The following is a 24,154-nucleotide window of genomic DNA, read 5'->3' as shown; positions in this document are numbered from 1 at the left end:
GATGTGCCTTTCTTTGACCTTAACCGAAGGAGATTATCCTTCTTTTTTCTCTTCCTCATCCATCATTTCATAATCCGCATCAACCACGTTATCTTTCTTTTCCCCACCTGCTTCACCGTCTTGCCCTTGTTGGGCTTCGGCTGCTTGCGCGGCTTGTTCATACAACTTCACTGATAGTTGTTGTACAACTTCTTGTAGCTCTTCCGACGCCTTTTTGATCGCTTCCAGGTCGTCTCCTTCTAATGTGGACTTCAACTGCTCTTTCTTTTCGTTGGCTTGATCCACTTCAGATTGCTCCACTTTATCTTCTAAGTCTTTCAATGTTTTTTCGGTGGTGAAGATTAATTGATCCGCCGAGTTACGGATTTCTACTTCTTCCTTCTTCTTCTTATCTTCTTCTGCATGCTCTTCCGCTTCTTGCACCATGCGATCGATTTCATCGTCACTTAGGCCACTGGAGGACTGAATGGTGATGTCCTTGCTCTTACCTGTTGCTTTATCTTGTGCCGATACGTTAACGATCCCGTTGCTATCAATTTTAAAGGTAACTTCAATCTGTGGAATGCCTCGTGGTGCTGGTGGAATATCTTGCAATTGGAAACGACCCAAGGTTTTGTTGCCCGCTGCCATTTCACGTTCCCCTTGCAGAACATGGATATCTACTACCGTCTGGTTATCCGCAGCAGTGGAGAAGACTTGCGATTCTTCTGTCGGAATGGTCGTGTTGCGCTCGATCAGCTTGGTAAAGACGCCACCGAGCGTTTCAATACCGAGGGAGAGCGGAGTAACGTCTGCCAAGACGACATCATTTACTTCACCGGCAAGGACGCCCCCTTGAATCGCTGCACCCATAGCAACCACTTCATCGGGGTTTACACCTTTGGATGGTTCTTTACCCGTCAATTTTTTAATTTCTTCTTGTACTGCTGGAATCCGCGTAGAACCACCTACAAGTACCACTTTATCGATACCGCTTGGTTCGATTCCTGCATCTTTCAATGCCTGTCTGGTTGGACCCATTGTACGATCTACCAACTTAGCGGACAGCTCTTCAAATTTGGCACGGGTCAGGCTCACTTCCAAGTGCTTTGGACCTGTTTCATCTGCCGTCAAGAAGGGGAGAGAAATCGTGGTGGTTAGAACGCCGGACAAGTCTTTTTTCGCTTTTTCTGCAGCGTCTTTCAGGCGTTGCGTCGCCATTTTATCTTTGCTAAGGTCAATCCCATTCTCTCTTTTAAACTCTTGAATGAGGTAGTCAATAACAACTTGGTCAAAGTCATCTCCACCCAATTTGTTATCGCCACTGGTCGATTTTACTTCGAAGAAACCATCACCTAGATCCATAACGGACACGTCGAAGGTACCGCCACCCAGGTCAAATACAAGAATGGTTTGATCCTCTTCTTTATCTAGACCATAAGCAAGTGCAGCCGCGGTCGGCTCGTTGATGATCCGCTTCACATCAAGACCTGCGATGCGACCAGCATCTTTGGTTGCTTGACGCTGACTGTCGTTAAAGTAAGCAGGTACGGTAATAACTGCTTCGCTTACACTTTCACCAAGGTAAGCCTCTGCGTCAGCTTTTAGTTTTTGTAGAATCATGGCTGAGATTTCTTGTGGTGTGTAATCCTTGCCGTCAACCGTCTCTTTATGGGAGGTACCCATATGACGTTTAATGGAGCTAACCGTTTTATCCGGATTGGTGATCGCTTGCCTTTTCGCTGCTTCCCCGATTAGACGCTCATCCGTTTTGGAAAAACCGACAACCGAAGGGGTTGTGCGACCTCCTTCTGCGTTAGGGATAACAACCGCTTCTCCACCCTCCATAAATGCGACGCAGGAGTTCGTGGTACCTAAGTCAATTCCAATTACTTTACCCATGACGAAACCCTCCTAAAAAAGTTTTGTAGTTTTTATCTGTTAGTAAAGTTTATTCACTTACTTTAACCATTGCCGGTCGGAGAACACGATCCTTGAGACGGTATCCACGCTGCAACTCCTCTAACACGTGACCCGACTCCATTTCATCGCTCTCCACCTTCATCACCGCATTGTGTTCGTGTGGATCAAACGGTTTGCCTACCGCTTCAATTTGTTCGACACCAGACTCTTGTAAAGCCTGCATCAATTGGCGATACACCATATCCACACCCTGATAAAACGAATCGGTTTCAGAAGGGCCGGATAGCAATGCCCGCTCCAGGTTATCCACAACTGGTAACAATGCTTCCGCTAAAGGAGAAACCGCATATTTAGCCGATTCAGCTTGTTCTTTGCGTATGCGCCGACGGAAGTTCTCTAGATCGGCTCGTGCACGCAGATACTGCTCATGATTCTCTTCTGCCTGCTGTTTTGCTTCAGCTAGCTGTTGTTGAAAGCCACCTTCTTCGATGACCTCTGCTTCCGTACCTTCTTCTGTATTATGTACGGACTCTTCTGTTTGCGCATCTTCTTCCCTTGCGAACGGTTGCTTGCTCTCTTCCACAAGGTCACCTCCTATTCTACGTCAGATTCTGCATGAAGCAGAACTTGAAAAAGAGTCGATTTCCACTTGCAACACGTACAGTAAGCACAGGAAAAAGGGGCGAGTCTATTCACCGAGCATCTGCTCGCCCGCATCTCTTCCCTATTTATATAAATGTCGCATGTGGTCGGAAAAACTTTTAGATAAAATGTCGATATACCCAACCACTCTCTGATAATCCATTCGGGTTGGACCAAGCACGCTAATGGTTCCCAAGACACGCCCGTGAAGTTGGTAGGAGGCAGAAATCAAACTACAATGATCCAATTCAGCAATCACATTTTCCTGCCCGATCTTCACTTGTATCCCTTGATCAGATGCTGTATTAAGACCCATAACCAACGATTGACGCTCTTGTTGTTCAAATAGATTTAAGAGGCTCTTCACCTTGTTCAAATCCTGGAATTCAGGCTGGTTCAACATATTGGTTGTACCGCTATAAAACACGCGATCATTTGTATCCGTTGCAAGCACATGGTCCATCAGGGAAAGGATCGTTTGATACTCTTCGATGTGACGAGACAACTCCGCCATCAATTTTTTATCCACCGTCTCTTTCAAACGGTGGAGGGGAACTCCAATCAAGTGTTGGTTTAAAAAGTTCACCATCTGTTCGAGTAAGGAGATCGATATCCCTGCCGGAATCGAAATATTCCGTTTGTCTACATGTCCGGTATTGGTCACCATGATGAGAACCGCCGTCTTCGCTGAAAGCGGAATGAGTTGTAAGTGTTTCAGTCGGTGCTCCACAATCTGCGGGCCTAAGATGATGGTCACATAATTGGTAATCCGCGACAAAATCTGTGCCGTTTCCTGAATCACTTGCTCCACTTCACCCATTTCAATGGCAAACAACTGCCGGAGGAAGACAATTTCGTCCCGTGACGGACGCTGGGGCCGCATCAAATGATCAACGTAATAGCGATACCCCTCATGTGTAGGAATGCGGCCGGCAGATGTGTGCGGCTGTTCTAAATAGCCCAAGCTTTCTAGATCGGCCATCTCATTGCGAATGGTCGCTGCACTAAAACGTATATTTCCCACCTTGGAAATCGTGCGTGAACCGACCGGTTCTGCTGTCGATATATAGTGATCCACAATCGCTTGGAGAATAATATTTTGCCGCTCCGTCAGCATCTGCCCCACCTCCTTCTCTTGTTAGCACTCAGTGTCGTCGAGTGCTAATCCTTTATTTTAAGGTATCAAACCCCATGCTAATTGTCAATTCTTGATTCGCGCTTCTCCTATAAAATCGGCAAAAATATCATTCCCGAAGAGAAGACCTTTTTCTGTTGTTACGATACGATCCTCATGTAACTGGAGATGACCCGATTGAAACCACTTCTCCAACACGGGACCGAAAACAGAGTCGAGTGAGTGCCCAAATTTCTCCGCAAACACAGATGGGCTTACTCCTTCTGACAGTCTCAATCCTAGGATAAGCTCATTCTCCATCGCTTCCTCCAGCGTGACCGGATGATGTTCTTCGACAGGTCGCTCCGCGCCATCACTTTTTTCAATATAGGGTTGGATACCACGTACATTGCTATGCCGTTCATCTTGCATGTACCCATGTGCTCCTGCACCTAAACCATAAAAAGGCTGGTTACGCCAATAAACGAGGTTGTGTTGACTTTCTTTTCCCGGTTGAGCGAAGTTACTTACTTCATATTGCGCAAAACCTTGCTCCTGCAAAAACTTACGCGCCAGCTGATACATAGAAAGCTCTTCTTCTTCTGGTGGTAGCGGTAATCTCCCGGCCCGGCGCCATTGATCAAAAGGAGTTCCCGCTTCCACCTTTAGACTATAGACAGAAAAATGTTCCGGTGCTAAGGAGACCGCTTCCCGAAGCGTATGTTCCATATCTGCTGTCGTTTGCTTAGGGAGACCAAACATCAAATCAAGTGACAGGTTGTCAAAGCCAGCCTGACGTGCTTGTTCCATACTGCGATAAACATCTTCTACTGAGTGAATCCGGCCAATGTAGCGAAGCAAATCGGGGCGAAAGGTTTGTACACCGATGCTCAGACGGTTCACCCCTCCCTCACGCATCGCCGCTAGTAGTTCCGGACCGGTCGTTCCAGGGTTGGCTTCTACCGTACATTCGATGTTTTCCGACCACCGCGGAAAGTAGTGACGAAGATTAGCCAGCAAGCGCTCCATCTGCTGTGGACTGAGAATGGTGGGTGTTCCTCCACCGATAAAGATCGTTTCGATCTCTTCAGGAGGCACAAGACTAGCGGTTACACGCATCTCTCGTTCCAACGCATCGAGATAAGCATCCACAGGCTGTCCTTTCACGACGTACGCTGTGAAGTCACAGTAATGACATTTATTAGTACAAAAAGGGATGTGTACGTAAATCGCTTTTGGTATGGGTGTGATCATGATTTTCCTCCTTTCGATTTGGTGTAGATTTTATCCGGGTTTGTCATGGCCTGTGTCAACACGTCCGCTGACAAGGTATACTGCGTGGGAGTGTTAGGTTTTCTCGAAGTTTGGCTGATGCCTACATGCCCCGCATGAAAGCAACCAGTTTGGGAGCCTCGGGTTCTCTCAAAGCATGGTTGATGGGCAGCGCGGCATCTCCCATCTCTGCCTGATCCACGGCTCCGATTCTCTCAGTGAGAAACCGCTCGCCCATCTTCCAGCCACTCTTAGGGTGAGCTTTCACCCTTATCTTCAACGGCAGTTTTTCCACCTAGTGAATTCAAGTTTCACAAGGTGAGGACTCTCATAGAAAAAACCGCAAGCGGGCTTTCGTGCTTGCGGAAATAAATGCTGTCATGACGGCAGATTAGTTGGCGTTATCATCCATCCGTAGGACAGCCATGAAGGCTTCTTGTGGAACTTCCACACTGCCGACGTTCTTCATGCGGCGTTTTCCTTCTTTCTGTTTCTCTAAGAGCTTTCTCTTCCGTGAAATATCGCCACCGTAGCACTTTGCCAAAACGTTTTTGCGCATCGCGCGGATTGTTTCCCGAGCGACTACCTTTTGTCCAATGGCAGCTTGTACAGGCACTTCAAACTGCTGACGTGGAATCAATTCCTTCAGACGCTCCACCAACTGACGTCCGCGATAATACGCTTTGTCGCGATGAACGATGAAGGAAAGGGCATCAACAACCTCGCTATTTAGCAGGATATCCATTTTCACCAGGTTCGACTGCTTGTAACCCACCAGTTCATAATCGAACGAAGCATAGCCCTTGGTGCCTGACTTTAATTGGTCAAAAAAGTCAAAGACGATTTCAGATAGTGGCAGTTCATAAACGATGTTTACGCGGTTCTCGTCCATGTACTTCATATCCTTATAGTCCCCGCGTCGACTTTGACAAAGCTCCATCACGGTTCCAACAAAGTCGTTGGGCGTCATGATGCTAGCTTGGACGTAGGGTTCTTCTACATAATCAATCCGCTGTTGGGGTGGCATCAAACTAGGGTTTTCAATCTCTAATTTTTCCCCATCAGTCTTATGAACTCTGTAAACCACACTTGGTGCGGTCGTAATCAGCGGAATGTCATATTCTCTTTCAATCCGCTCTTGAATAATTTCCATATGAAGAAGACCTAAGAAACCACACCGAAAACCAAAGCCCAATGCACCAGAAGTCTCCGGTTCATAGCGTAAGGAAGCATCATTTAGTTCGAGACGTTCCAAGGCTTCACGCAAATCCTCGTAGTCGGAGCTATCCACTGGATACAATCCACAAAAAACCATGGGATTGGTCCGCCGGTATCCAGGGAGCGGTTCGGTGGCGGGAGCAGCCGCATTGGTAATGGTATCCCCCACACGCGTATCTTTCACATTTTTAATGGCAGCGACGACAAAGCCCACATCTCCTACTGACAGCTCATCGGTTTTTACCGGAAGTGGAGTTAGTACACCCAGTTCGGTTACTTCAAAGGATTTGCCTGTTGCCATCATCTTAATGGTCATACCCTTACGAATCTTGCCTTCTACCACACGGATATAAGTAATCACCCCGCGGTAAGCATCATAAATAGAATCAAAAATCAGGGCCTTAAGAGGTCCGTTCGGATCACCTGCTGGTGGGGGAACGCGTTCTACGACTTGCTCCAGAATCTCCTCAATCCCGATCCCTGACTTTGCCGAAGCGAGTACCGCATCGGAAGCATCCAACCCGATCAGGTCCTCCACTTCTGCTTTTACTCGTTCTGGTTCTGCACTTGGTAGATCAATCTTATTAATTACCGGTAAGATCTCCAAATCGTTCTCTAAAGCTAAGTAAACATTGGCCATTGTCTGCGCTTCTACCCCTTGGGCAGCATCGACAATTAATAAGGCCCCTTCACAAGCGGCCAAACTGCGGGACACTTCATATGCGAAGTCTACATGTCCCGGCGTATCAATTAGGTTTAAGATATATTCTTCTCCATCTTTGGCCTTATACTTCAGGCGCACCGACTGCAACTTAATCGTGATTCCGCGTTCCTTCTCCAAATCCATCGTATCTAGATACTGATCGGTTAGTTCGCGGTCCGAAAGAGCGCCGGTAAATTGCAATATACGGTCAGCTAAAGTCGATTTTCCGTGATCAATATGAGCGATGATCGAAAAATTCCGGATGTTCGACTGCCGTTCCTCATGACTCATGTGCTTTTCCCTCCTGCACAAACGACGAAAGAGACTCCGTTCCATTATAGCAGTCCAACGGGATGGCTTCAATTTTTCTGTTGTAGGAAGTGATAAGAGAAGAATCATTCATGATTATAGATTTTTTAAGTTACCAGATTGTCTGATTGAAATCTACCACCGTTTGGATTTGATCTGACCCAGTATAATAGGGAAGAAGATGGTTGGAAGCAGGCTGTCCCAGCTACATACATCATTGGACATTGGAGTAATCGTGATCTCGCAGGGGGCTAAAGAAAGCATTGGAACCGGTGGTAAGGTGGAATCATAGGAGAGGATTGAGGCTGCCACGATAGACGTTCTTGGCAGCCTCTTTTTCGTAGAACTCCGCTCGGAAGGACTGTTCAAATCTCTACTTCTGTCTCTTGGAGTTTCTTTAGGTATTGACTAAACTTTTCATGGTCACCTTCATGGCATTCGGCTAGCCGAACAAGGGATTGAAATTCTTTCTTTTTCAATCCAACTTTCTGTTCAAAAGCCAATCCATCTTGATAAAAGGGAATAGCTTCAGCTTTTTTGCCCTGTCGTCTATACGCATCCCCTTTAATGTGAAATGCATCCACTAGCCGAAGACGATCATTATGTTTTTTTCCGTTATCAATTGCAGACTCTAGCACTATGTGAGCTTCTTCGTAACGTTCCTGTAGAATATACAAGTACCCCAATCTTGCATAGGTATCCGTAGCGATTCTCTTGTTCTCTAACTTATCTTCTATACTGAGGGCCGCCTTAAAATTCTTTTCCGCTTCTTCATACTCCTTTAGAGAGGTATAGATAATGCCTAGAAAAGACCATAACCCAAAAGCATCCTGATATAATCGATTCAATCGAGCTAATTCTAAACCTTTCTTCGCATATTTCAAAGCATCGGAAAAGTACTTTGTTTCAAAACAAATCTCTGCCTTTGTATGATACAGATGAATAACATCCGTTATTCTTTTCACCTCTGGTATAAAGGAAAATGCCTTATTTACTACATCTAGTGATTCACCAATCCTACCTAGTCTTAGTAGGAATAAAGACATATTCCGATGGAGTAAATAATAAAGTTCCTTTCTATCACCTTTCATAACAAAAGCTGATATTCCTTCTTGTGTAAGTTCCACTGCTTTACTCAGTTCATTTTGATTAAATGCACAATGACCTAGATTAGTATAGCTAGCAGAAATGATATTGTTGCTCGATATACTATTGACTTGAATCGCTTCATTAAATTCCCTTTCCGCTTTCCGCCACGCTCTCTGATTCATAAATATCTTCCCTAAAATAAAATGCTTCGTCGAATTGTTCGGATCATTCACTCCATCGATTTGGATTTTCTCCAGTTCTTCGAGCGGTTGATCTGACCCGCCCATATTTACTAAACATTCCACCATGTACAACTCTCTTTTTATTTTTTCCTGTGTTTCCTTCTCGCCAGCTAACAGATAGGGCAAGTCTTCATCAGCAATCTCCAGCTTGCCAAGGAGATACTGCACCTTGCCTTTTAACACATGTGGAACCCCACGTTCAATATTGGAAATGGTCGCGGGAGAAATATTTTCATCGGCAAGGTTTTCTAGCTTCAGGTTTTTTTCTTTCCGGGCTTTGCGAATGAGATTACCAAGCGCTTCGCGCTGGGATTGTTCCATAATCCTCACTCCATTACAATTTTATCCTTGTCTTCTCTGATTATATAATATAATCTATTCGCCGGAAACCGTTGTTAGATTTTTATATTTTATTATAACAATTCTCTCAAGCACATTCACCACACTTCTCCTCCCAACTGGTATACTGGTACTTTGCTGAAAATAAAAAATATATCAGTATTGCTAGATATCATAACTAGTGCAATCGAGTAGGAGGAGGTGACTAACTCCCGACCTCTCCCACCACGTACGTACCTTTCGGTATACGGCGGTTCATTAAAAGTCTGATGAATTCGGACATATCGATCTCCCAAACTTTTGAGACCTTGGCTTCACCAAAAGGAGGTACCGAGGGTTCGATGGAGTATGGGACTATAAGCTATAAGTCAATATTTCTTACGGTTGTTTCCCCATTCATAGGATTTTCTCCTCGTTATCCCTGGGAGATGAACCTTTTTGTTTTGGTCTTTGGCTACTTTCATTGCTTTCAAAGACATATCCGGCGCCTTCTTCTCACCCATTCGTCCAGTCGGCTAAATGGGGTCGGCGTCTCCGCTAGGTCGAAGTAGTTACACCAGCCAACGGGGAAGGCATTCAGTTGCTCTATCCTCTTCTCCATTGGGATCGGTTTCGAGCGCGAGGACATCCCCCATATTCTTTTCTTTGCCCGTTGGATACTCTCTTTCGCTAGGCGAATCTTTAGCTGGCGAAGGTGGGTAAAGTTGAACCCTAGAAACGTTCGTCTCCATGATCTATCAACCACACTCTCCTCTTCATTTACCTGAAATTTCAATTTCTGTTCGATGTTTGGTAGACTCATCCAAGCAGGACTCGCCTTCTATGAGATTCCTGTTTGTCATGTCGGAGGTTTGCCACCGACTTCCTTCAGATTCCACCTCGCGATGGACACCCTTGTCTTAAGCTAACGACTAATGCTACCTTCGTCGTTCGGGACTTTCACCATATAGAACTCGTTCATGACGGGCGCACTAGAAAAAGCTGTCACAAGGGTACTTGTAGCAGCCTCCTTTTCGTAGAACTCCGCTCGGCAGGACTGTTCAAATCTCTATTTCTGTCTCTTGAAGCTTCCTTAGATACTGGCTAAACTTTTCATGGTCACCTTCATGGCATTCGGCTAGCCGAACAAGGGATTGAAATTCCTTCTTTTTTAATCCAACTTTCTGTTCAAAAGCCAATCCATCTTGATAAAAGGGAATAGCATCAGCTTTTTTCCCCTGTCGTCTATACGCATCCCCTTTTATGTGGAATGCATCCACTAGCCGAAGACGATCATTGTGTTTTTTTCCGTTTTCTATGGCAGACTCTAGCACTATGTGAGCTTCTTCGTAACGTTCCTGTAGAATATACAAGTACCCCAATCTCGCATAGGTATCCGTAGCGATTCTCTTGTTCTCTAACCTATTTTCTATACTGAGGGCCGCCTTAAAATTCTTTTCCGCTTCATCATATTCCTTTAGAGAGGTATAGATAATCCCCAGAAAAGACAATAATCCAAAAGCATTCTCATGTAGCCGATTTATCCGAGCTAGCTCTAACCCTTTATTTACAAATTTCACTGCATCAGAATAATGCTTCATTTGGAAACAAATCTCTGCCTTGGTGAGATATAAATAAACAACGTCAGAAATTCTCTTTATTTTTGGTATTAATAAAAGTGCTTTATCCACTACATCTAGAGATTCACCAATGCTCCCCATTCTCAAAAGTAACAAAGCTTCGTTTCGACATAGTAGATAAAAAGCATATTCTCGCTCCCCTCCTTCAACAAAAGAAGATATCCCTTCTCTTGTTCTCTCCAGAGCAATATCTAATGAATTTTGAAAAAATGCATAAAGACCTAAATCACAGTAGCTTGCCGAAATTATATTGTTACTTGGAATACTGTTCAATTGTATAGCTTTAAAATATTCTCGTTCAGCTTTTTTCCATTCTCCTTTCGCTCTATGAATCCTACCCATAATGTAGTGCTTCATTGAATTATTTGGGTCATTTATTCCACTAATATGAACCTTCTCTAGTTCTTCAAGTGCTTTATCTGGCTGACCAAAGCTGACTAAACATTCCACCATGTACAACTCTCTTTTTATTCTTTCCTGTGTTTCCTTCTCGCCAGCTAACAGATAGGGCAAATCTTCATCAGCAATCTCCAGCTTGCCAAGGAGATACTGTACCTTGCCTTTTAGCACATGTGGAACTCCACGCTCAACATTGGAGATGGTCGCGGGAGAAATATTTTCATCAGCTAGATCTTCTAGCTTTAGGTTTCTTTCTTTCCGGACTTTGCGAATGAGATTACCAAGCGCTTCGCGCTGGGATTGTTCCATAATCCTCACTCCATTACAATTTTATCATTTTATTTTCTGATAATATAATATAGTAATTTAGCTATAAAGGTAGTAATTTAGCTATAAAGGAAAAACATTCAGATCTCTATATCTGTCTCTTGAAGCTTCTTTAAGTATTGACTAAACTTTTCATGGTTGCCTTCGTGGCATTCGGCTAGCCGAACAAGGGATTGAAATTCCTTCTTTTTTAATCCAACTTTCTGTTCAAAAGCCAATCCATCTTGATAAAAGGGAATAGCATCAGCTTTTTTCCCCTGTCGTCTATACGCATCCCCTTTTATGTGGAATGCATCCACTAGCCGAAGACGATCATTATGTTTTTTTCCGTTTTCTATGGCAGACTCTAGCACTATGTGAGCTTCTTCGTAACGTTCCTGTAGAATATACAAGTACCCCAATCTCGCATAGGTATCCGTAGCGATTCTTTTATTCTCTAACTTATTTTCTATACTGAGGGCCGCCTTAAAATGTTTTTCCGCTTCATCATATTCCTTTAGAGAGGTATAGATAATCCCCAGAAAAGACCATAATCCAAAAGCATTTTCATAAAGCAAATTTAATTGAGCTAGTTCTAGCCCTTCCTTTGCATATTTTAATGCTTCAGCATAGTGCTTAGTTTCTAAATAGATCTCTGCTTTAGTATGATAAAGATGAACAACATCTGACATCTTTTTCATCTCAGGTATCATTTCGAAAGCTTTATTCAATACATCCAGTGACTCACCAACCCTGCTCAATCTTAATAAGAACAAGGCCTGATTCCTATAAAGTAAGTGAAGTACTTCTTCTCTTTCTCCTTCCGAAAAGAACGAGGAAATTCCTTCTTGTGTTCTTTCTAATGCTACTTCTAATGAACCTTCATGATAGGCACAGTAACCCAAATTACAATAGCTAGTCGCTACTACATTATTACTTGGTGTGTTATTCATCTGAATAGCAGCATTATATTCTCTTTCTGCTTTCTTCCACTCTCTTTTCTCTACATATATTGTTCCCAAAATAAAATGTTTCGTCGCATTGTTCGGATCATTCACCCCATTTAACTGGATTTTCTCCAGTTCCTCAAGTGCTTTATCTGGCTGACCTAAATTCACCAAGCACTCAGCCAAGTATAAATCCTTTTTTACTTTCTCTTGTGATTCTTTCTCACCAGCTAACAGATAGGGCAAGTCTTCGTCAGCAATCTCTAGCTTACTGAGGAGATACTGTACCTTGCCTTTAAGCACATGTGGAACTCCACGCTCAACATTGGAGATGGTCGCGGGAGAAATATTTTCATCAGCTAGATCTTCTAGCTTTAGGTTTCTTTCTTTCCGAACTTTGCGAATGAGATTACCAAGCGCTTCGCGCTGGGATTGTTCCATTACCCTCACTCCATTACAATTTTATCCCTATCTTCTCTGATTATATAATATAATGTATTGGTTGAAAACCATATTGTTAGATTTTTATCATTTGTTCTAATAATACTTCCATACCCCCCTTCATATTCAAGACCATTTAAGGAAGGCTTCGAGAAGTCACTGTAAATGAACAAAGCGAGTAAAAAAAGCCCCACTCCACACTGAAACGTCTTGTTCCGTCTCGATGTAGAGGGGGTGTTGTGAGCTCCAAAACCAAAAGGGGAGCGTAAAAAGAAAAATCAATGAAAATTTCTTTCTACCTACTTCACCTTTGCACCTTCCTTATAGCGAAGTTCTATCTTCTCAATTAAGTCCAGAGCCAGTTTCTTCGATTCTGCTGGAGTGTCTCCAACGGTAATCACATACCCTAACCGTTGATCCGAACCCTTCGGAATGGTCACTTGATCACCTGGTTTTACTGTGATTTCATGGCGAATAAGATTTTTTTGTCCTTCTAAGCACTCCAGTCCATGCACTTCATGAATCACTCCATCATCATCGGCTGTTAAATAGGCAATGGACGCCGCTCTTGCTCGCGTGGTTTTCGTTTCAACCGGTTGGTCGAGGTAATAATTCACAGTTGCTTCAAAGATATCAAAGCCTAGCGCTTGATACAACAAATCCGAAGCAATGTTATCACCTGCAGGGCGCCCATTCACTTCGATGATGCGAACGCCATCATGGGAGATCTTTACTTCTACATGACTCGGACCATTTAGAATACCGATAGCTCGTAAAGCACGCATGGCTGTATCCCTTATTTCCGCTTCTCGCTCATGCTCAACCGGAAGCGTATGCAAAGTCTCCACAAAATAGGGAAGAGGGGAAGTTTCTTTCTCTGTCAAAACAGAGAAGATGGCCTCTCCTTCCTGGGAGAATACTTCCACACTATATTCTGGGCCATCAATAAACTCCTCTAGCAAAAACTCTTCGCGAACCGGAAATTCCATATAGGTTTGCTTAAACTGAGATAGTATAGCCATGGCTTCTCTCATCTCTTGCTCGTTACTGATAAAAAAGACATTTTGACTGCTAGAAGCATTCATCGGCTTGATCACAAGTGGATATCCCAGCTCAGTAGCAGCGGTAAGCGCCTCTTCCACATTCTTTACCTTCTTAAATTTCGCTCCCGGTACTCCGTGCTGGTGGTAAGCTTCCCTCGCCAGATCCTTATTCCTCGCCTTTAATGCTGCATCATACGGTATTCCCTTCAAACCAAGACGCTCTCCTACCTTGGCTGTAATGTGCGAAGCATAATCGGTAGCCGGAATTAAGGCATCCAGCTTACCGTTATAAGGTGAAGATTGAATCGCTTGATAGACGGACTCTTCCTCGCGAACGTCCGCTACGATCAGATCATGATACATGCCCTCATATCCATATTTCTGCGGATTCTCTCTGGAAGAAACGATCGAAACCACGTGATGACCCTGTTCATAGACCGCTTGAGCAAATTTCACTCCATAGAAACTAGGCTCTACTAAAGCAACTACTTTTTTCTCTCTCACCATTTCCACTCCCATCGATTATCCTCCTATACTACTCATCTTTTCATTTTTCATCTCTTGTTCATTTTCGGCTGGACGAATGGTAATCCTTTGCATAATAAAACCAGCAAACATCAATATTCCGATGCAAACAAAGCCCCATCCCGCAGAGTACGCATCGATCAAATAGCCTAGAGCGAGTGCTCCACCTACTTGCAACAGATTGGAGATCGCGATCCAAACGGACATGGACCTCCCCATAAACGACTTGGACACTGTTTGCATCAACATGGTATTCATCACAATACGTAATGAAGAGTTACAGAGGCCAAAGACCAGGCTACCTAGATACAAGGCCAAGGTAAAGCTATTAAAGTAAAAGGCGACTAGAATACCAATCGCGATAAGAAAAAAGAGCGCGATCGCTTTATTATTAGATAGTTTCTTTGCTAAAGGCGCCGCCATAAAACCAGATAAAAGCCCTCCGATGCCATAACACATGTCGGTAAATCCAAACACGATTGAATCCCCCTGGATGGCATCACTTACATAACCGGGCAATACTACATTAAATAACATTGTAGCCACCAAAGGAACGATGGCCGCTACACCCAAAAAGAAAATGGAGGGACGATCCTGTAGATATTGAATACCGTTTTTAAAGTTGACGAAGAACGACTCGTCCGAACTATCATCCACAATGGATCGATATTTGACAAAAGAAATAAAAAAGCTACTAATGAGAAACACCGTTGCATTGGTAATTAAAATACTCTCAAAACCAAAATACTTATAGAGGAAACCTGACGCACCTGCTGCCATCAGCATTCCTACTTGCAAACTGATTTCGATCAGGGAGTTCCCATTAATTAAAACTTCTTCTGGTAAAATCTCTTGTATTAAACTGCGTGAAGCAGAATAATAGACCGTCCACCCAATCCCATTGACGATGGCAAAGAGATAAAGGAGTTCAAGCTGAAAGCCGTAAAGAAAAAAGAAACCGGTAATCAGTATCAAAGCAACGGCTCGCAGGAGAAAGCTCCACAGGACAACACTTTTACGGTTAAAGCGATCGGTAATAGAGCCGACAAAAGGGAAGATGATAAAGCCGGCTAATACATTCAGCGCCAACATGAAGCCAACGAACTTCATCGACCCCGTTTCATCCATCAGAAACCAGTTGGCGCCAATCGTGCTCATTCCTACTCCAAATCCAGAGATAATATCAGCTAGAAAAAAGTTGCGAAAGTTTCTGGTTTTAAGTAATTGATAAATCATGTTATCCTCCAATGGACATGAGTTGTTTCCTCGCTTCTTCTACCCCAAATCCTAAGTATTTTAGAACATCCGCATGACTCCCTCCATATACCGGCCACTTTTCTCCACAATTATGCGAGTACACTCTACACTCAGGCATAAGAAGAGACAAGTAGGAAGCCACGCTTCCGGTTGCACGATGCTCTTCGATGACAAGGAACGTATCAGAGATTTCTCGCAATTCCTGCACACTCCGCTGTAAGCTATGAATGTCGATATAGCACAAATGTACGTGCGTGATAGAGGGGTTTTCTTCGTGAATGGATTTTCCTATTTCCGTTGCTTGTTCACCGACTGAAATCACACAATGGGTCGACCCACTTCCCTCTTGCACAAGTAAATCATGGCAACTGCTTCCCGTTTTTCGTTCCATACTATCAAAACAATCATTGCGAGATAGGCGAATATAGTAGGGCTCAGGGGAAGCAGCCGCCTCCCGAATCACTCTTCTGGTCTCATCTTCACCATGTGGGCAGGCAATACGAATATCCTGAAAGGATTGAACTATCGCAATATCCTCCAGACAATGGTGAGTGGTACCAAACCATCCTCCAGAAACGCCCCCATATGCGGCCACCACTTTGACATTTTTCTTCATATAGCCCATCGCTAATTTCAATGATTCGGAACCTCTTAAAGAAGCAAACGCAGCAAACGAAGAGAAAAATGGGATAAAGCCCACTTCTGCCAACCCGGCTGCCATGTCGATTCCTGCTAATTCAGCAATTCCCAGATTGAAGAATCTGTCGGGATGTTTCTCTTCGAAAGGGTGCTTTTTCCCCCCTAAATCCGCTTCTAGACAAAGAATTCGTTCATCCTCCGAGGCAAGTTGGGTCAACTCTTCTTTGTAACTAGCTCTTCCAGAAAGACTCATCGTAATCCTCCTTTCCAACGATTGGCGAGCTTTTCAGATATCTTCGCATAATGCGCATCAGGGTTTCCCTCAATGGCTTTAACCCCTTTGCCCTTCACTGTTTGAGCCAGCACCGCTAGGGGCTTGTCCTCCTCTTTCTCACGGAAAACAGACAAAATATCCCCCATGCCGTGCCCATCTATTTCCATTACTTGAAATCCAAAAGAAGCAAAGCGCTCGCGCAAATGAGGAAGGGGAGAGATCGCATCGACAAAGCCATCATTTTGCGCCCCGTTGCAGTCGACGAAATAGATAAAGTTGCTGATGGATTTTGCTTGCACGATTTGTGCAGTTTCCCAGCAGAGTCCCTCCTGTAATTCTCCATCTCCTCCGATGACAATCCCTACTCCCTGCGTTTTCTTAAGCTTTTGTCCCAAAGCCCAGCCAGCCGCATAGGAAACACCGTGACCCAAACTTCCTGTCGCAAAGGGAATGGGGCCAATTTTATGATTGGGGTGTCCCGTAAAGAAGGAATCTTTTTCACCATATGAGTGAGCCGGATTTTCCTCGATCAATCCATACACATACAAGGTAGCGTAAAGAGCAGCGGCAGCGTGGCCCTTGCTCAAAATGACCACGCTCTCCTCCTCTTCAGCATAAAGAGAATAAATCCCCACCAAGAGATCAAGCACCGACAAACTTCCGCCAAGGTGACAACCTGTTGGCATGGCCGCCATATCGATAATACATCTTCTCGCTTCTTTGGCCCGATCAACCAGTGTCTCTATGTTCGTGTCATCCTTGTATAACACATGGTTGCCCATATTAGGACTCCTCCCTTAATCGAAACCACTCCGTAATCGCTTCTTTTAATATTCTCCTGGTAGCCAACACCTCTTCTTTATGAAGAACCTCTTCCGTCGTATGATCCAGGCTAGAATCTCCTGGTCCATAAGCCACCATCGGAACTTCTTCCCATGTGGTAGCAAGCGTATTCATATCGCTTGTTCCGCGTTTCTGGATATAGTGGATTTTCTTCTCTTCCTTGGCGAAGCTACGAACAAATGATTTGACCAACATTCCACTACGGCGATTGGCAAAGCCAGGCGTCGCTCTCAACACTTCCACGCTACTTTCCTCACCTAAGTCAAGATCAATCCATTCTACATAATCTTTTCTGATCTTGGGGGAAATCCGGAAGTTTAAGATGCCCGTCACTGTCATTATTCCTCTTTCTTCCGTGTGATTGATATCAATCAGATAGGAAAGGCAACTGGGATCTAGCTCTTTCACCCGTGAGCGCATCTGCTCCACTGCTCCATAAAATTGATCGATTACACTAATCGCATCTTTCGCAGCCGTGTGTTCCTGACGTTTCTGGATGGTGATTCTACATTTGAATAATCCATAGTAGCCCAAGGTAAGGTTATCTTCGCCACTTGGCTCTCCGATAATCACCGCGTCCGCCTGATAGTGATCCCGAACATGGTACGCCCCTTTCGAAGAGGATACTTCTTCTTCTACTGCCCCGATCACTAAGAGCGAACCATGTGATGGTACTTCGACCGCCTGCAACATCTCCACAAAGTTCACCAAGCATCCTTTCGCATCGACAACCCCTCTACCCGTAAGTGCATCTCCATCATTGCGGACGGGCCAATTATAGGGCACCGTATCCATATGACCGAGTAGCATTAAGGTATGCTCTCCCGTTCCTTTTCGCAATACGATATTTCCCGCTTCATCGATGTTCCCTTCGATCGAAGCATCAGGAATATTTTCTGCCAGATAGGTCGCTAACTCATACTCTCCTCCCGATACAGAGGGGATTCGTACCACCTTATTCAACAAATCCATCTCTTCATCTCGGTTCATGTTCCAATACCATGTCTTACCTGACCCATCTAGTGTATGTGGACCGGTGATACACACATCACAAATGCCGTTTTGACTTGCCCATTTGGCCGCTCGATCCTTTTGTTTCATTCTTCCACTGATCGATTCTACTGCATCCTCTAAATACACATCTGAAATGGTTGAACCTAGATCGTCAATATCTTGTAAGATACCGGGCGTGCCAGTAACAAAACGCACGTGCTGCGCTTCTAGTTCTGTTGCCAAGTGGGCTGCCAGCATATCTGCATCAATGTTAAGGTAAGACTCACTCGCCTCATCTTTGATCGGAGGACTTACGCATACAACATCAAATTGATCCAGGGTAGCGTTTAGGAAGTGGGTATCGCATCCGCTAAACTGCCCATAGAGCGAGTCTCGTACGATAACGGACTTTTCTCCCTTTATGGTCTTTAGAGGCTTTCCGCGCTTTCCGTAAGCAATGTTGTTCTCTCCCCCACATTGTGCAAATACCTTTAATCCCAATGCTTCTAGCTCTGTTCTCACTTTCGCTAGAATCACTTCATGATAGGCACTCTGAATAATGGGCATCTCTTCGGGAGAACAGTACCGAACCTCTCCGCCACTTGCTAGGGTAAGAAAAGGCATCTCTCTTTCGATCTGCTCATATTTTTGCTTGATACCCTCTGCCCCGCCAGCTACCAGAAGAATGTTCGCTCCTTTTCGGACAAGCTGCGAAATTTCCTGAAAGATTGTATCTGCATGGTGAAGAATCGTACTGCTTCCCAACTTAATCACATACGTATTTTCCATTACGGCCAAACTCCTTCTAATTCAAATTGTAGCCCCGCATCCTCAGGAATACCCATATACAGATTAGCGGCTTGAATCGCTTGGCCGGCGGCTCCTTTGATGAGGTTGTCGATACTTACGACGGAGACACAGTTTTCTCCCTCCACATAAACACCGACTTCTGCATCGTTACTTCCCACTATGCTTTTGATCATCGGATAGGAATAAGGTCCTTTGCCCGACTTAAAGTAGCGAATAAAAGGCTTCGAAGCATAGCTGGCATAGAAGGCTTTCTTCACATCTGCTGCCGTCACAGCAGGACGTAAGACCGAATACGTGGTCACCATAATACCCCTTGGTAAATCGAGGCTATGAGCAGAAAATTGCAGATTGATACAACGGTTAAAGTAATGCTGAAAGGCATGTTCCACTTCTGGTTGATGCCGGTGTCCGTGTAGTTTGTGGGGACGAAAATTTTGTGCCCGTTCCGCATGATGTTCACTGGTTTTTTTCCCTCCGCCGCTCGAGCCGGTCTTGGCATCGGTTACGACACGTTTCTCAATAAGATCCTCCGCCACCAAGGGGTAGAGTGAATAAATCGTGGCAACTGCCATACACCCTGGTAAGTTGACCACTTTAACGTTGGGTTGAATGGCGCTAAATTCAGGGATAAAGTAGTGACTGCTTCCCTTAACCGGAAAGCGTAAGGTTTCTGGATAATACTTCTGCAGTTGTGCTGGATCAGAAAGGCGGTAGTCACCACTTACATTGAAGATGTAAGTGGCATGCTGGGACAGTTGATCAATAAAGAGTGGTAATACCCCTGTAGGCAAGCAGGTGAAGATAATATCGTATTCCCCGTCTAATTCGGATAGTTTTTGAAACTTGAGCGGACTTTTTCTCTTACTATGAATAAACGCACGATGGACCTTCTCTACCGGATAACCTGCTTTGGATTCGGATGAGACAAATTCCACATGAAAATACGGATGCTTGCGTAGCAGTCGGTATAATTCTTGTCCTGTAAACCCATTTCCCCCGATAATCGCAACTTTTATCTCTGGAGTATTTAACCTACTCATCCCAATCGAGCATCCTTTAGATAAGGCAATTTCATCTCTGCTTTTTTCTTGACAGCCACCTCACGAATGGCTTGGGGATTGGCATCAATCTTTTTAAACGCGAGAGCATAAGCTTGGATTTTCTCTAACTCTACCGGGGAACGTAATTCTCTACACAGGGTGAGGGTCGTGCGCAACATCTTCAATGTTTCAGGATAGTTTTGTACATCATACCCAAAATCCGTTCGATCGGATAAGGAAAATGGGAATTGATTTCCAAATCCTTTTCGATTTTGAAAAGGTAGATGGCCAGGAATCGGGCGGTTTTGCCATTCCCGTGCGTAAACCCCTTCGCTCATCAACAACTCTTGTATCGCTTCTTTCACCATATAATCTTCCAAATCTTCTAGTCCAGCTTGTTGGGGATCAATCTTCATTCTATACATGTTATAACTGTGCTTATATCCATCTGGTACAAAGGGACCTCGAAACAGCTTTGTTTCTCCTAATGCACGTGTCAAATAATCTGCATTACGTGCCCGTATGGCGTCGTAGTAAGGAAGACGATCCAACTGACTGATACCGAAGGCCGCAGCGATCCAAGACATGCGGTAATCAATCCCCGAATCAGCTATAAAGGAGCGCGCGCGTTCATAATCTTCTTTGTGCTTGAAGAAAGCCATTCCCCCTTCTCCACCAACAGGGAAATTCTTATCCGCCATTAAGCTTTGTCCTGCACTATCCCCAATCGAGCCGCACATTTTACCATTAATGGATGCGGAGTGCGCATGAGAGGCATCTTCAACCAACCGCACGCCATAGTGATCAGCAATTTCTCTTAAACGAGGTAAATTAGCAGGTAAACCGTGTACATGAACCGGCATGATCGCCTTCGTCTTCTCCGTAATCGCTTTTTCTACTGCGGAAGGGTCCGCACAAAAGGTATCCGGATCAATATCGACAAAGATCGGTATCGCCTTGGCTGCCACGACGGCTTGTGCCGTTGCGATGAAAGTAAAATTAGGAATAATCACTTCATCACCAGGTTCAACCCCCACACCGACCAGTGCCAGATGCAAACTGGCCGTTCCACTGGCTGTCGCCAATGCATAATTTGCTCCAACATATTTTCGATATTTCTCTGTAAACTCCGCAATCACGTCCTCTCCATTCTCTTGGAGAGAAATCATCATCTGTAGAACATCTTCTTTTGTAATAATAGGGAAGTTGGTTTTCCGCCCGTCTTCCGGTAGGATCGGCGTTCCGCCTCCATAAGCAAGTTGTTTCTCAATCCAGTCATCCTGCGGGATATCGAGTAACTTGTAAATAAAATCTGTTTTCATATCAAGCATCCCTCCGTAGAAGTGAGAGTTTGATACAGGCGGCTACCAACGGACTTAACCGATAATTAAATTGTATCCCTGGTTGCACATCCACTTCTTTCTCCGTTTGCGTCCACATCGTACGCAAATCAGATGATCCAAAGATAATTAGTCGTTCTGCTTTTCTCCAGATCTCTTCCTCTGAGACTGCAAGGGCTGCACAGGGACCAAATCCGAGATCCGTAAAATCAATCACCAACGGGGTAGCCGAATCCACCCCTTTGCAGTGTTCATCGATTTGGTTAAGGTTGTCCCAATTCACAACAACCTTCTCAAACCCTATGTTTGTCTCTCTATCAGAGGTTAACTCAATCCCTAGCCAATGCAGAAATTTCTTCTCCTGTTCACTGGCGTATGCTAACCTCGTTTTGGAACCATGGTCTATGTCTTGCCCCCAAAGAGATCCATGTACAGCTCCTGTATAGCTGTTAAACAGGGTAACAAAGGGACGCTTCGCGATCTTGCTAATTTGTTTCCGAAACCCTTTTAATTCATTCTCATTTTTCTCAATACTCATGATAACACCAGAATTGAGCACGCGTGTCAAAGCAAACGAAAGCGGAAATAGCTTCTCTTTCTCAAGCACTGTGTTTTTCATATTTACCTCCTTATGTCTAAGAAGAGCCATCTTCCCCTTACGCGGGCGCATCAGAAAATCCCCTGCGCCCAGCGATTAAGGGTAGAGAAGCACCCCACAGTCAGCATCGTTCTTTTCCAGTCTTCGTCATTACCGGATACCGTGGCTAACTTCCTCTCTCATCTCTTTACTCTCTGTCTCTTTCCGACCGTTCTCTACTCGATCAAATAGATATTGAGCAATATGCATCGCAACATCCACTCCATGCACTTGCCATGATTTCGAGAATTCTGGGTTTTGGTTTACCTCACATACTAAGTAGCATTGCCTTCTATAATCATAAAAGAGATCTAGTCCGTAGATCCCTTCTCCCAGCACACCCACCACTTGCCGACAAATGGATTCAATCTTCTCATTCATCTCAATGATTTCTATATCGGCTCCAAGGTGCGTGTTGGTTTTCCAATTATCCATGGAAACTCTTCGGAAAGAAACGATTGGCTTATCGCCCACAATCACCACGCGAATATCAAAGTCGCCTTTCTCGATATACTCTTGAACCAATACTGGAAAAGAGTTCTTTCGCGGGTCAAGTGACTCTCTGGCTGCGAGCCAACTATCCAAACTTTCCTTTCCGGCAATCCGTGCAATCCCTCTTCCCCAGGAGGAGCTTTCTGGTTTAATCACGAATTCCGTTCCCAATTCATCTTGTGCTTCGTATATATTCTCCTCATTAAAAGCAATCTTAAATCGAGGATGAGGAATATGATATTTCTGAAAGAGAATCGCTTGATGAATCTTGTTCGTACAGATGGTAATGGCTTTAACTGAATTAATCGTTTCCACTCCGGATAACTCGAGTAGGAGAGACCGACTCAAAGCTTTTTTTTGCGACAAACACCGCACAAGAGCGAGTGTATGCCGCTTCTCCTCTTTTCTGTACAAGGGCAATTCCATTGAATCCAAATTGATTTCTACCTTCACACCCATATTCTCTAGAAGGCGGTGGATTCGCTTTTCTTCCTCACGCAATTTGGTTACACAAAGTAAGATTGCTTTATTATGAACACTCATTTTCCAACCTTCTTTACTCTCCCCAAGTCTCTTCAATTTCGGGAGCTAGTTCTACTTTTAAACCACTATCAGTAGATTGAACCTCGTGTTCCTGTCCACAAGATAAGCACTCAACAATCTCACCCGTCATCGCATTCTCTTCAATCTCCACTTCCGATTTACAAACCAAACAATTCGCTGCTGCCATCTGTCACCCTTCTCTCTTTTTTTATTTTCCTTTCGACCTAGGGTAGGTCAGATAACAACCTCTGTGTGCGATCGTTACTAGGATGATGCACTCTAATCAGATGCAACGAATATAGGTTAATATTAATATTTTATGAAAATAGAGGTTATATATCTATTTCTTAGGCTATATTAGTCATAGTCTATTGTCAATTATTTTTTTTCGGAATAATAGTATTTGTATGTATATGAGCCCCTGCCATCAAGGTTTTTATTCCTCAAAGGACTACAGTTTAATCCCTTTTAACGATTATATAATAGAAATTTTACATTGAAAACAGAATGATCTATTTTTTATTATTTTTATAAATAATGTTTTTATACAAGGGAATTTAGATATAAAAGCCAATATTAAACAAAATTTTAATTATATAAATCCCCCAAAAAATATACCGCTAGTTTAGCGGTACATTTTCGGGGGATGAATGAGCCATTGTTTAGCAATCGATTCTTCCTTCATAAATAAATGGCAGGCTTTGCAAAGGTGCCTCTCCCCGCGCTCGCCAAGGAAGGTCGTCCCTCTCAGTCACGCTCCCCCGGTTCAAATGGGGAGACTCCGCGATACTCTTGCTCTTGTTCCTGCTCGTTAAACAACGCGAGGATCTTCGCGAGGGTGGAACGCGCCCCCTCTTCCAGTCCACTTCCAACCTGATTCCCCCATGTCGCCAAGCGATTGGAGGAGTTCATAACGGCCTCATCGGTTTGATCCTTGATCGTATCTACCGCTCGGATATTAATTTTATCCACTGGAGATTCCGCCTCAAACTCCTCTCCTAGCACCTCGATCTCCACCCAACCATCCTCCGAGCGAATCTCTAGCGCTTGTGATGCTCCTTCTTGACCTTGCATCTCTTGCATACTATCCTCTGCTGTATCGATTCCTAGAAAAATCCCAAAGAGGAGTACGACCAGCAGAAGCGTAACCTGACCTGAATATCGCAACGTTATCCC

20 protein-coding genes are annotated in these 24,154 nt (G+C 44.3%); all 20 read right to left on the bottom strand.

Annotated features, from left to right (window positions below):
* Nucleotides 1-33: 33 nt before the first annotated feature.
* Nucleotides 34-1,881, bottom strand: a complete 1,848-nt coding sequence (dnaK, locus tag AC6RGY_RS01975) for a molecular chaperone DnaK (protein WP_499859315.1) — start codon at nucleotides 1,879-1,881, stop codon at nucleotides 34-36.
* A 49-nt stretch (nucleotides 1,882-1,930) separates the two neighbouring features.
* Nucleotides 1,931-2,485: a nucleotide exchange factor GrpE gene (gene grpE / locus AC6RGY_RS01970; RefSeq protein WP_499859314.1), complete on the bottom strand. Its 555-nt coding sequence runs from the start codon at nucleotides 2,483-2,485 to the stop codon at nucleotides 1,931-1,933.
* 141 nt (nucleotides 2,486-2,626) lie between these two features.
* Complete coding sequence (hrcA, locus tag AC6RGY_RS01965; protein ID WP_499859313.1) at nucleotides 2,627-3,661, bottom strand: heat-inducible transcriptional repressor HrcA; 1,035 nt, start codon at nucleotides 3,659-3,661, stop codon at nucleotides 2,627-2,629.
* A gap of 84 nt (nucleotides 3,662-3,745) precedes the next feature.
* Nucleotides 3,746-4,912, bottom strand: coding sequence for a radical SAM family heme chaperone HemW (hemW, locus tag AC6RGY_RS01960; RefSeq protein ID WP_499859310.1), 1,167 nt, complete (start codon nucleotides 4,910-4,912; stop codon nucleotides 3,746-3,748).
* A 409-nt stretch (nucleotides 4,913-5,321) separates the two neighbouring features.
* On the bottom strand, nucleotides 5,322-7,142 hold the full coding sequence (gene lepA, locus AC6RGY_RS01955; RefSeq protein WP_499859309.1) for a translation elongation factor 4: 1,821 nt from the start codon (nucleotides 7,140-7,142) through the stop codon (nucleotides 5,322-5,324).
* Nucleotides 7,143-7,525: 383 nt separating this feature from the next.
* Complete coding sequence (locus tag AC6RGY_RS01950) at nucleotides 7,526-8,812, bottom strand: helix-turn-helix domain-containing protein (RefSeq protein ID WP_499859307.1); 1,287 nt, start codon at nucleotides 8,810-8,812, stop codon at nucleotides 7,526-7,528.
* A 487-nt stretch (nucleotides 8,813-9,299) separates the two neighbouring features.
* On the bottom strand, nucleotides 9,300-9,632 hold the full coding sequence (locus AC6RGY_RS01945) for a group II intron maturase-specific domain-containing protein (protein ID WP_499859305.1): 333 nt from the start codon (nucleotides 9,630-9,632) through the stop codon (nucleotides 9,300-9,302).
* Nucleotides 9,633-9,870: 238 nt separating this feature from the next.
* The gene (locus AC6RGY_RS01940; RefSeq protein ID WP_499859303.1) at nucleotides 9,871-11,019 is read right to left on the bottom strand and encodes a tetratricopeptide repeat protein; all 1,149 of its coding nucleotides are present in this window, start codon (nucleotides 11,017-11,019) and stop codon (nucleotides 9,871-9,873) included.
* 236 nt (nucleotides 11,020-11,255) lie between these two features.
* Nucleotides 11,256-12,542, bottom strand: coding sequence for a helix-turn-helix domain-containing protein (locus tag AC6RGY_RS01935; RefSeq protein WP_499859302.1), 1,287 nt, complete (start codon nucleotides 12,540-12,542; stop codon nucleotides 11,256-11,258).
* A 299-nt stretch (nucleotides 12,543-12,841) separates the two neighbouring features.
* Nucleotides 12,842-14,104 carry an ATP-grasp domain-containing protein gene (locus tag AC6RGY_RS01930; protein ID WP_499859301.1) on the bottom strand — a complete coding sequence of 421 codons (1,263 nt, stop codon included), beginning with the start codon at nucleotides 14,102-14,104 and terminating at the stop codon, nucleotides 12,842-12,844.
* Nucleotides 14,105-14,107: 3 nt separating this feature from the next.
* Complete coding sequence (locus AC6RGY_RS01925) at nucleotides 14,108-15,346, bottom strand: MFS transporter (protein WP_499859299.1); 1,239 nt, start codon at nucleotides 15,344-15,346, stop codon at nucleotides 14,108-14,110.
* A 1-nt stretch (nucleotide 15,347) separates the two neighbouring features.
* Nucleotides 15,348-16,259 (bottom strand): transketolase family protein, encoded by a 912-nt coding sequence (locus AC6RGY_RS01920; RefSeq protein ID WP_499859298.1) that lies wholly within the window; start codon nucleotides 16,257-16,259, stop codon nucleotides 15,348-15,350.
* On the bottom strand, nucleotides 16,256-17,062 hold the full coding sequence (locus AC6RGY_RS01915; protein ID WP_499859297.1) for a thiamine pyrophosphate-binding protein: 807 nt from the start codon (nucleotides 17,060-17,062) through the stop codon (nucleotides 16,256-16,258). The genes AC6RGY_RS01920 and AC6RGY_RS01915 overlap by 4 nt, the downstream gene beginning before the upstream one ends.
* A gap of 1 nt (nucleotide 17,063) precedes the next feature.
* Nucleotides 17,064-18,905: a M20/M25/M40 family metallo-hydrolase gene (locus tag AC6RGY_RS01910; protein ID WP_499859296.1), complete on the bottom strand. Its 1,842-nt coding sequence runs from the start codon at nucleotides 18,903-18,905 to the stop codon at nucleotides 17,064-17,066.
* Entirely contained in the window at nucleotides 18,905-19,966 is a 1,062-nt protein-coding gene (gene argC, locus AC6RGY_RS01905) for an N-acetyl-gamma-glutamyl-phosphate reductase (RefSeq protein ID WP_499859295.1), read from the bottom strand. Before argC ends, AC6RGY_RS01910 begins: the two co-directional genes overlap by 1 nt.
* Nucleotides 19,963-21,288, bottom strand: a complete 1,326-nt coding sequence (locus AC6RGY_RS01900; RefSeq protein WP_499859294.1) for a DegT/DnrJ/EryC1/StrS aminotransferase family protein — start codon at nucleotides 21,286-21,288, stop codon at nucleotides 19,963-19,965. The genes argC and AC6RGY_RS01900 overlap by 4 nt, the downstream gene beginning before the upstream one ends.
* Before the next feature lies 1 nt (nucleotide 21,289).
* On the bottom strand, nucleotides 21,290-21,925 hold the full coding sequence (locus tag AC6RGY_RS01895) for a degT/DnrJ/EryC1/StrS aminotransferase (protein ID WP_499859291.1): 636 nt from the start codon (nucleotides 21,923-21,925) through the stop codon (nucleotides 21,290-21,292).
* Nucleotides 21,926-22,054: 129 nt separating this feature from the next.
* Nucleotides 22,055-22,978: an ATP-grasp domain-containing protein gene (locus tag AC6RGY_RS01890; protein ID WP_499859289.1), complete on the bottom strand. Its 924-nt coding sequence runs from the start codon at nucleotides 22,976-22,978 to the stop codon at nucleotides 22,055-22,057.
* Nucleotides 22,979-22,991: 13 nt separating this feature from the next.
* Nucleotides 22,992-23,165 carry a lysine biosynthesis protein LysW gene (locus AC6RGY_RS01885; protein WP_499859288.1) on the bottom strand — a complete coding sequence of 58 codons (174 nt, stop codon included), beginning with the start codon at nucleotides 23,163-23,165 and terminating at the stop codon, nucleotides 22,992-22,994.
* A gap of 560 nt (nucleotides 23,166-23,725) precedes the next feature.
* The gene (locus AC6RGY_RS01880) at nucleotides 23,726-24,145 is read right to left on the bottom strand and encodes a DUF3679 domain-containing protein (protein WP_499859284.1); all 420 of its coding nucleotides are present in this window, start codon (nucleotides 24,143-24,145) and stop codon (nucleotides 23,726-23,728) included.
* Nucleotides 24,146-24,154: the final 9 nt, after the last annotated feature.

Source organism: Mechercharimyces mesophilus (genome assembly GCF_059818345.1).
This window is presented reverse-complemented; position numbering and strand designations above follow the sequence as displayed.

What these genes read in the sequence shown, in the direction of transcription:
- AC6RGY_RS01895 (WP_499859291.1), bottom strand. Translation starts at nt 21,925, where the DNA reads ATGAAAAACACAGTGCTTGAGAAAGAGAAGCTATTTCCGCTTTCGTTT.
- AC6RGY_RS01935 (WP_499859302.1), bottom strand. Translation starts at nt 12,542, where the DNA reads ATGGAACAATCCCAGCGCGAAGCGCTTGGTAATCTCATTCGCAAAGTT.
- hemW (WP_499859310.1), bottom strand. Translation starts at nt 4,912, where the DNA reads ATGATCACACCCATACCAAAAGCGATTTACGTACACATCCCTTTTTGT.
- AC6RGY_RS01945 (WP_499859305.1), bottom strand. Translation starts at nt 9,632, where the DNA reads ATGAGTCTACCAAACATCGAACAGAAATTGAAATTTCAGGTAAATGAA.
- AC6RGY_RS01915 (WP_499859297.1), bottom strand. Translation starts at nt 17,062, where the DNA reads ATGGGCAACCATGTGTTATACAAGGATGACACGAACATAGAGACACTG.
- AC6RGY_RS01890 (WP_499859289.1), bottom strand. Translation starts at nt 22,978, where the DNA reads ATGAGTGTTCATAATAAAGCAATCTTACTTTGTGTAACCAAATTGCGT.
- lepA (WP_499859309.1), bottom strand. Translation starts at nt 7,142, where the DNA reads ATGAGTCATGAGGAACGGCAGTCGAACATCCGGAATTTTTCGATCATC.
- AC6RGY_RS01920 (WP_499859298.1), bottom strand. Translation starts at nt 16,259, where the DNA reads ATGAGTCTTTCTGGAAGAGCTAGTTACAAAGAAGAGTTGACCCAACTT.
- hrcA (WP_499859313.1), bottom strand. Translation starts at nt 3,661, where the DNA reads ATGCTGACGGAGCGGCAAAATATTATTCTCCAAGCGATTGTGGATCAC.
- AC6RGY_RS01950 (WP_499859307.1), bottom strand. Translation starts at nt 8,812, where the DNA reads ATGGAACAATCCCAGCGCGAAGCGCTTGGTAATCTCATTCGCAAAGCC.
- AC6RGY_RS01925 (WP_499859299.1), bottom strand. Translation starts at nt 15,346, where the DNA reads ATGATTTATCAATTACTTAAAACCAGAAACTTTCGCAACTTTTTTCTA.
- AC6RGY_RS01900 (WP_499859294.1), bottom strand. Translation starts at nt 21,288, where the DNA reads ATGAAAACAGATTTTATTTACAAGTTACTCGATATCCCGCAGGATGAC.
- AC6RGY_RS01885 (WP_499859288.1), bottom strand. Translation starts at nt 23,165, where the DNA reads ATGGCAGCAGCGAATTGTTTGGTTTGTAAATCGGAAGTGGAGATTGAA.
- AC6RGY_RS01910 (WP_499859296.1), bottom strand. Translation starts at nt 18,905, where the DNA reads ATGGAAAATACGTATGTGATTAAGTTGGGAAGCAGTACGATTCTTCAC.
- dnaK (WP_499859315.1), bottom strand. Translation starts at nt 1,881, where the DNA reads ATGGGTAAAGTAATTGGAATTGACTTAGGTACCACGAACTCCTGCGTC.
- AC6RGY_RS01930 (WP_499859301.1), bottom strand. Translation starts at nt 14,104, where the DNA reads ATGGGAGTGGAAATGGTGAGAGAGAAAAAAGTAGTTGCTTTAGTAGAG.
- argC (WP_499859295.1), bottom strand. Translation starts at nt 19,966, where the DNA reads ATGAGTAGGTTAAATACTCCAGAGATAAAAGTTGCGATTATCGGGGGA.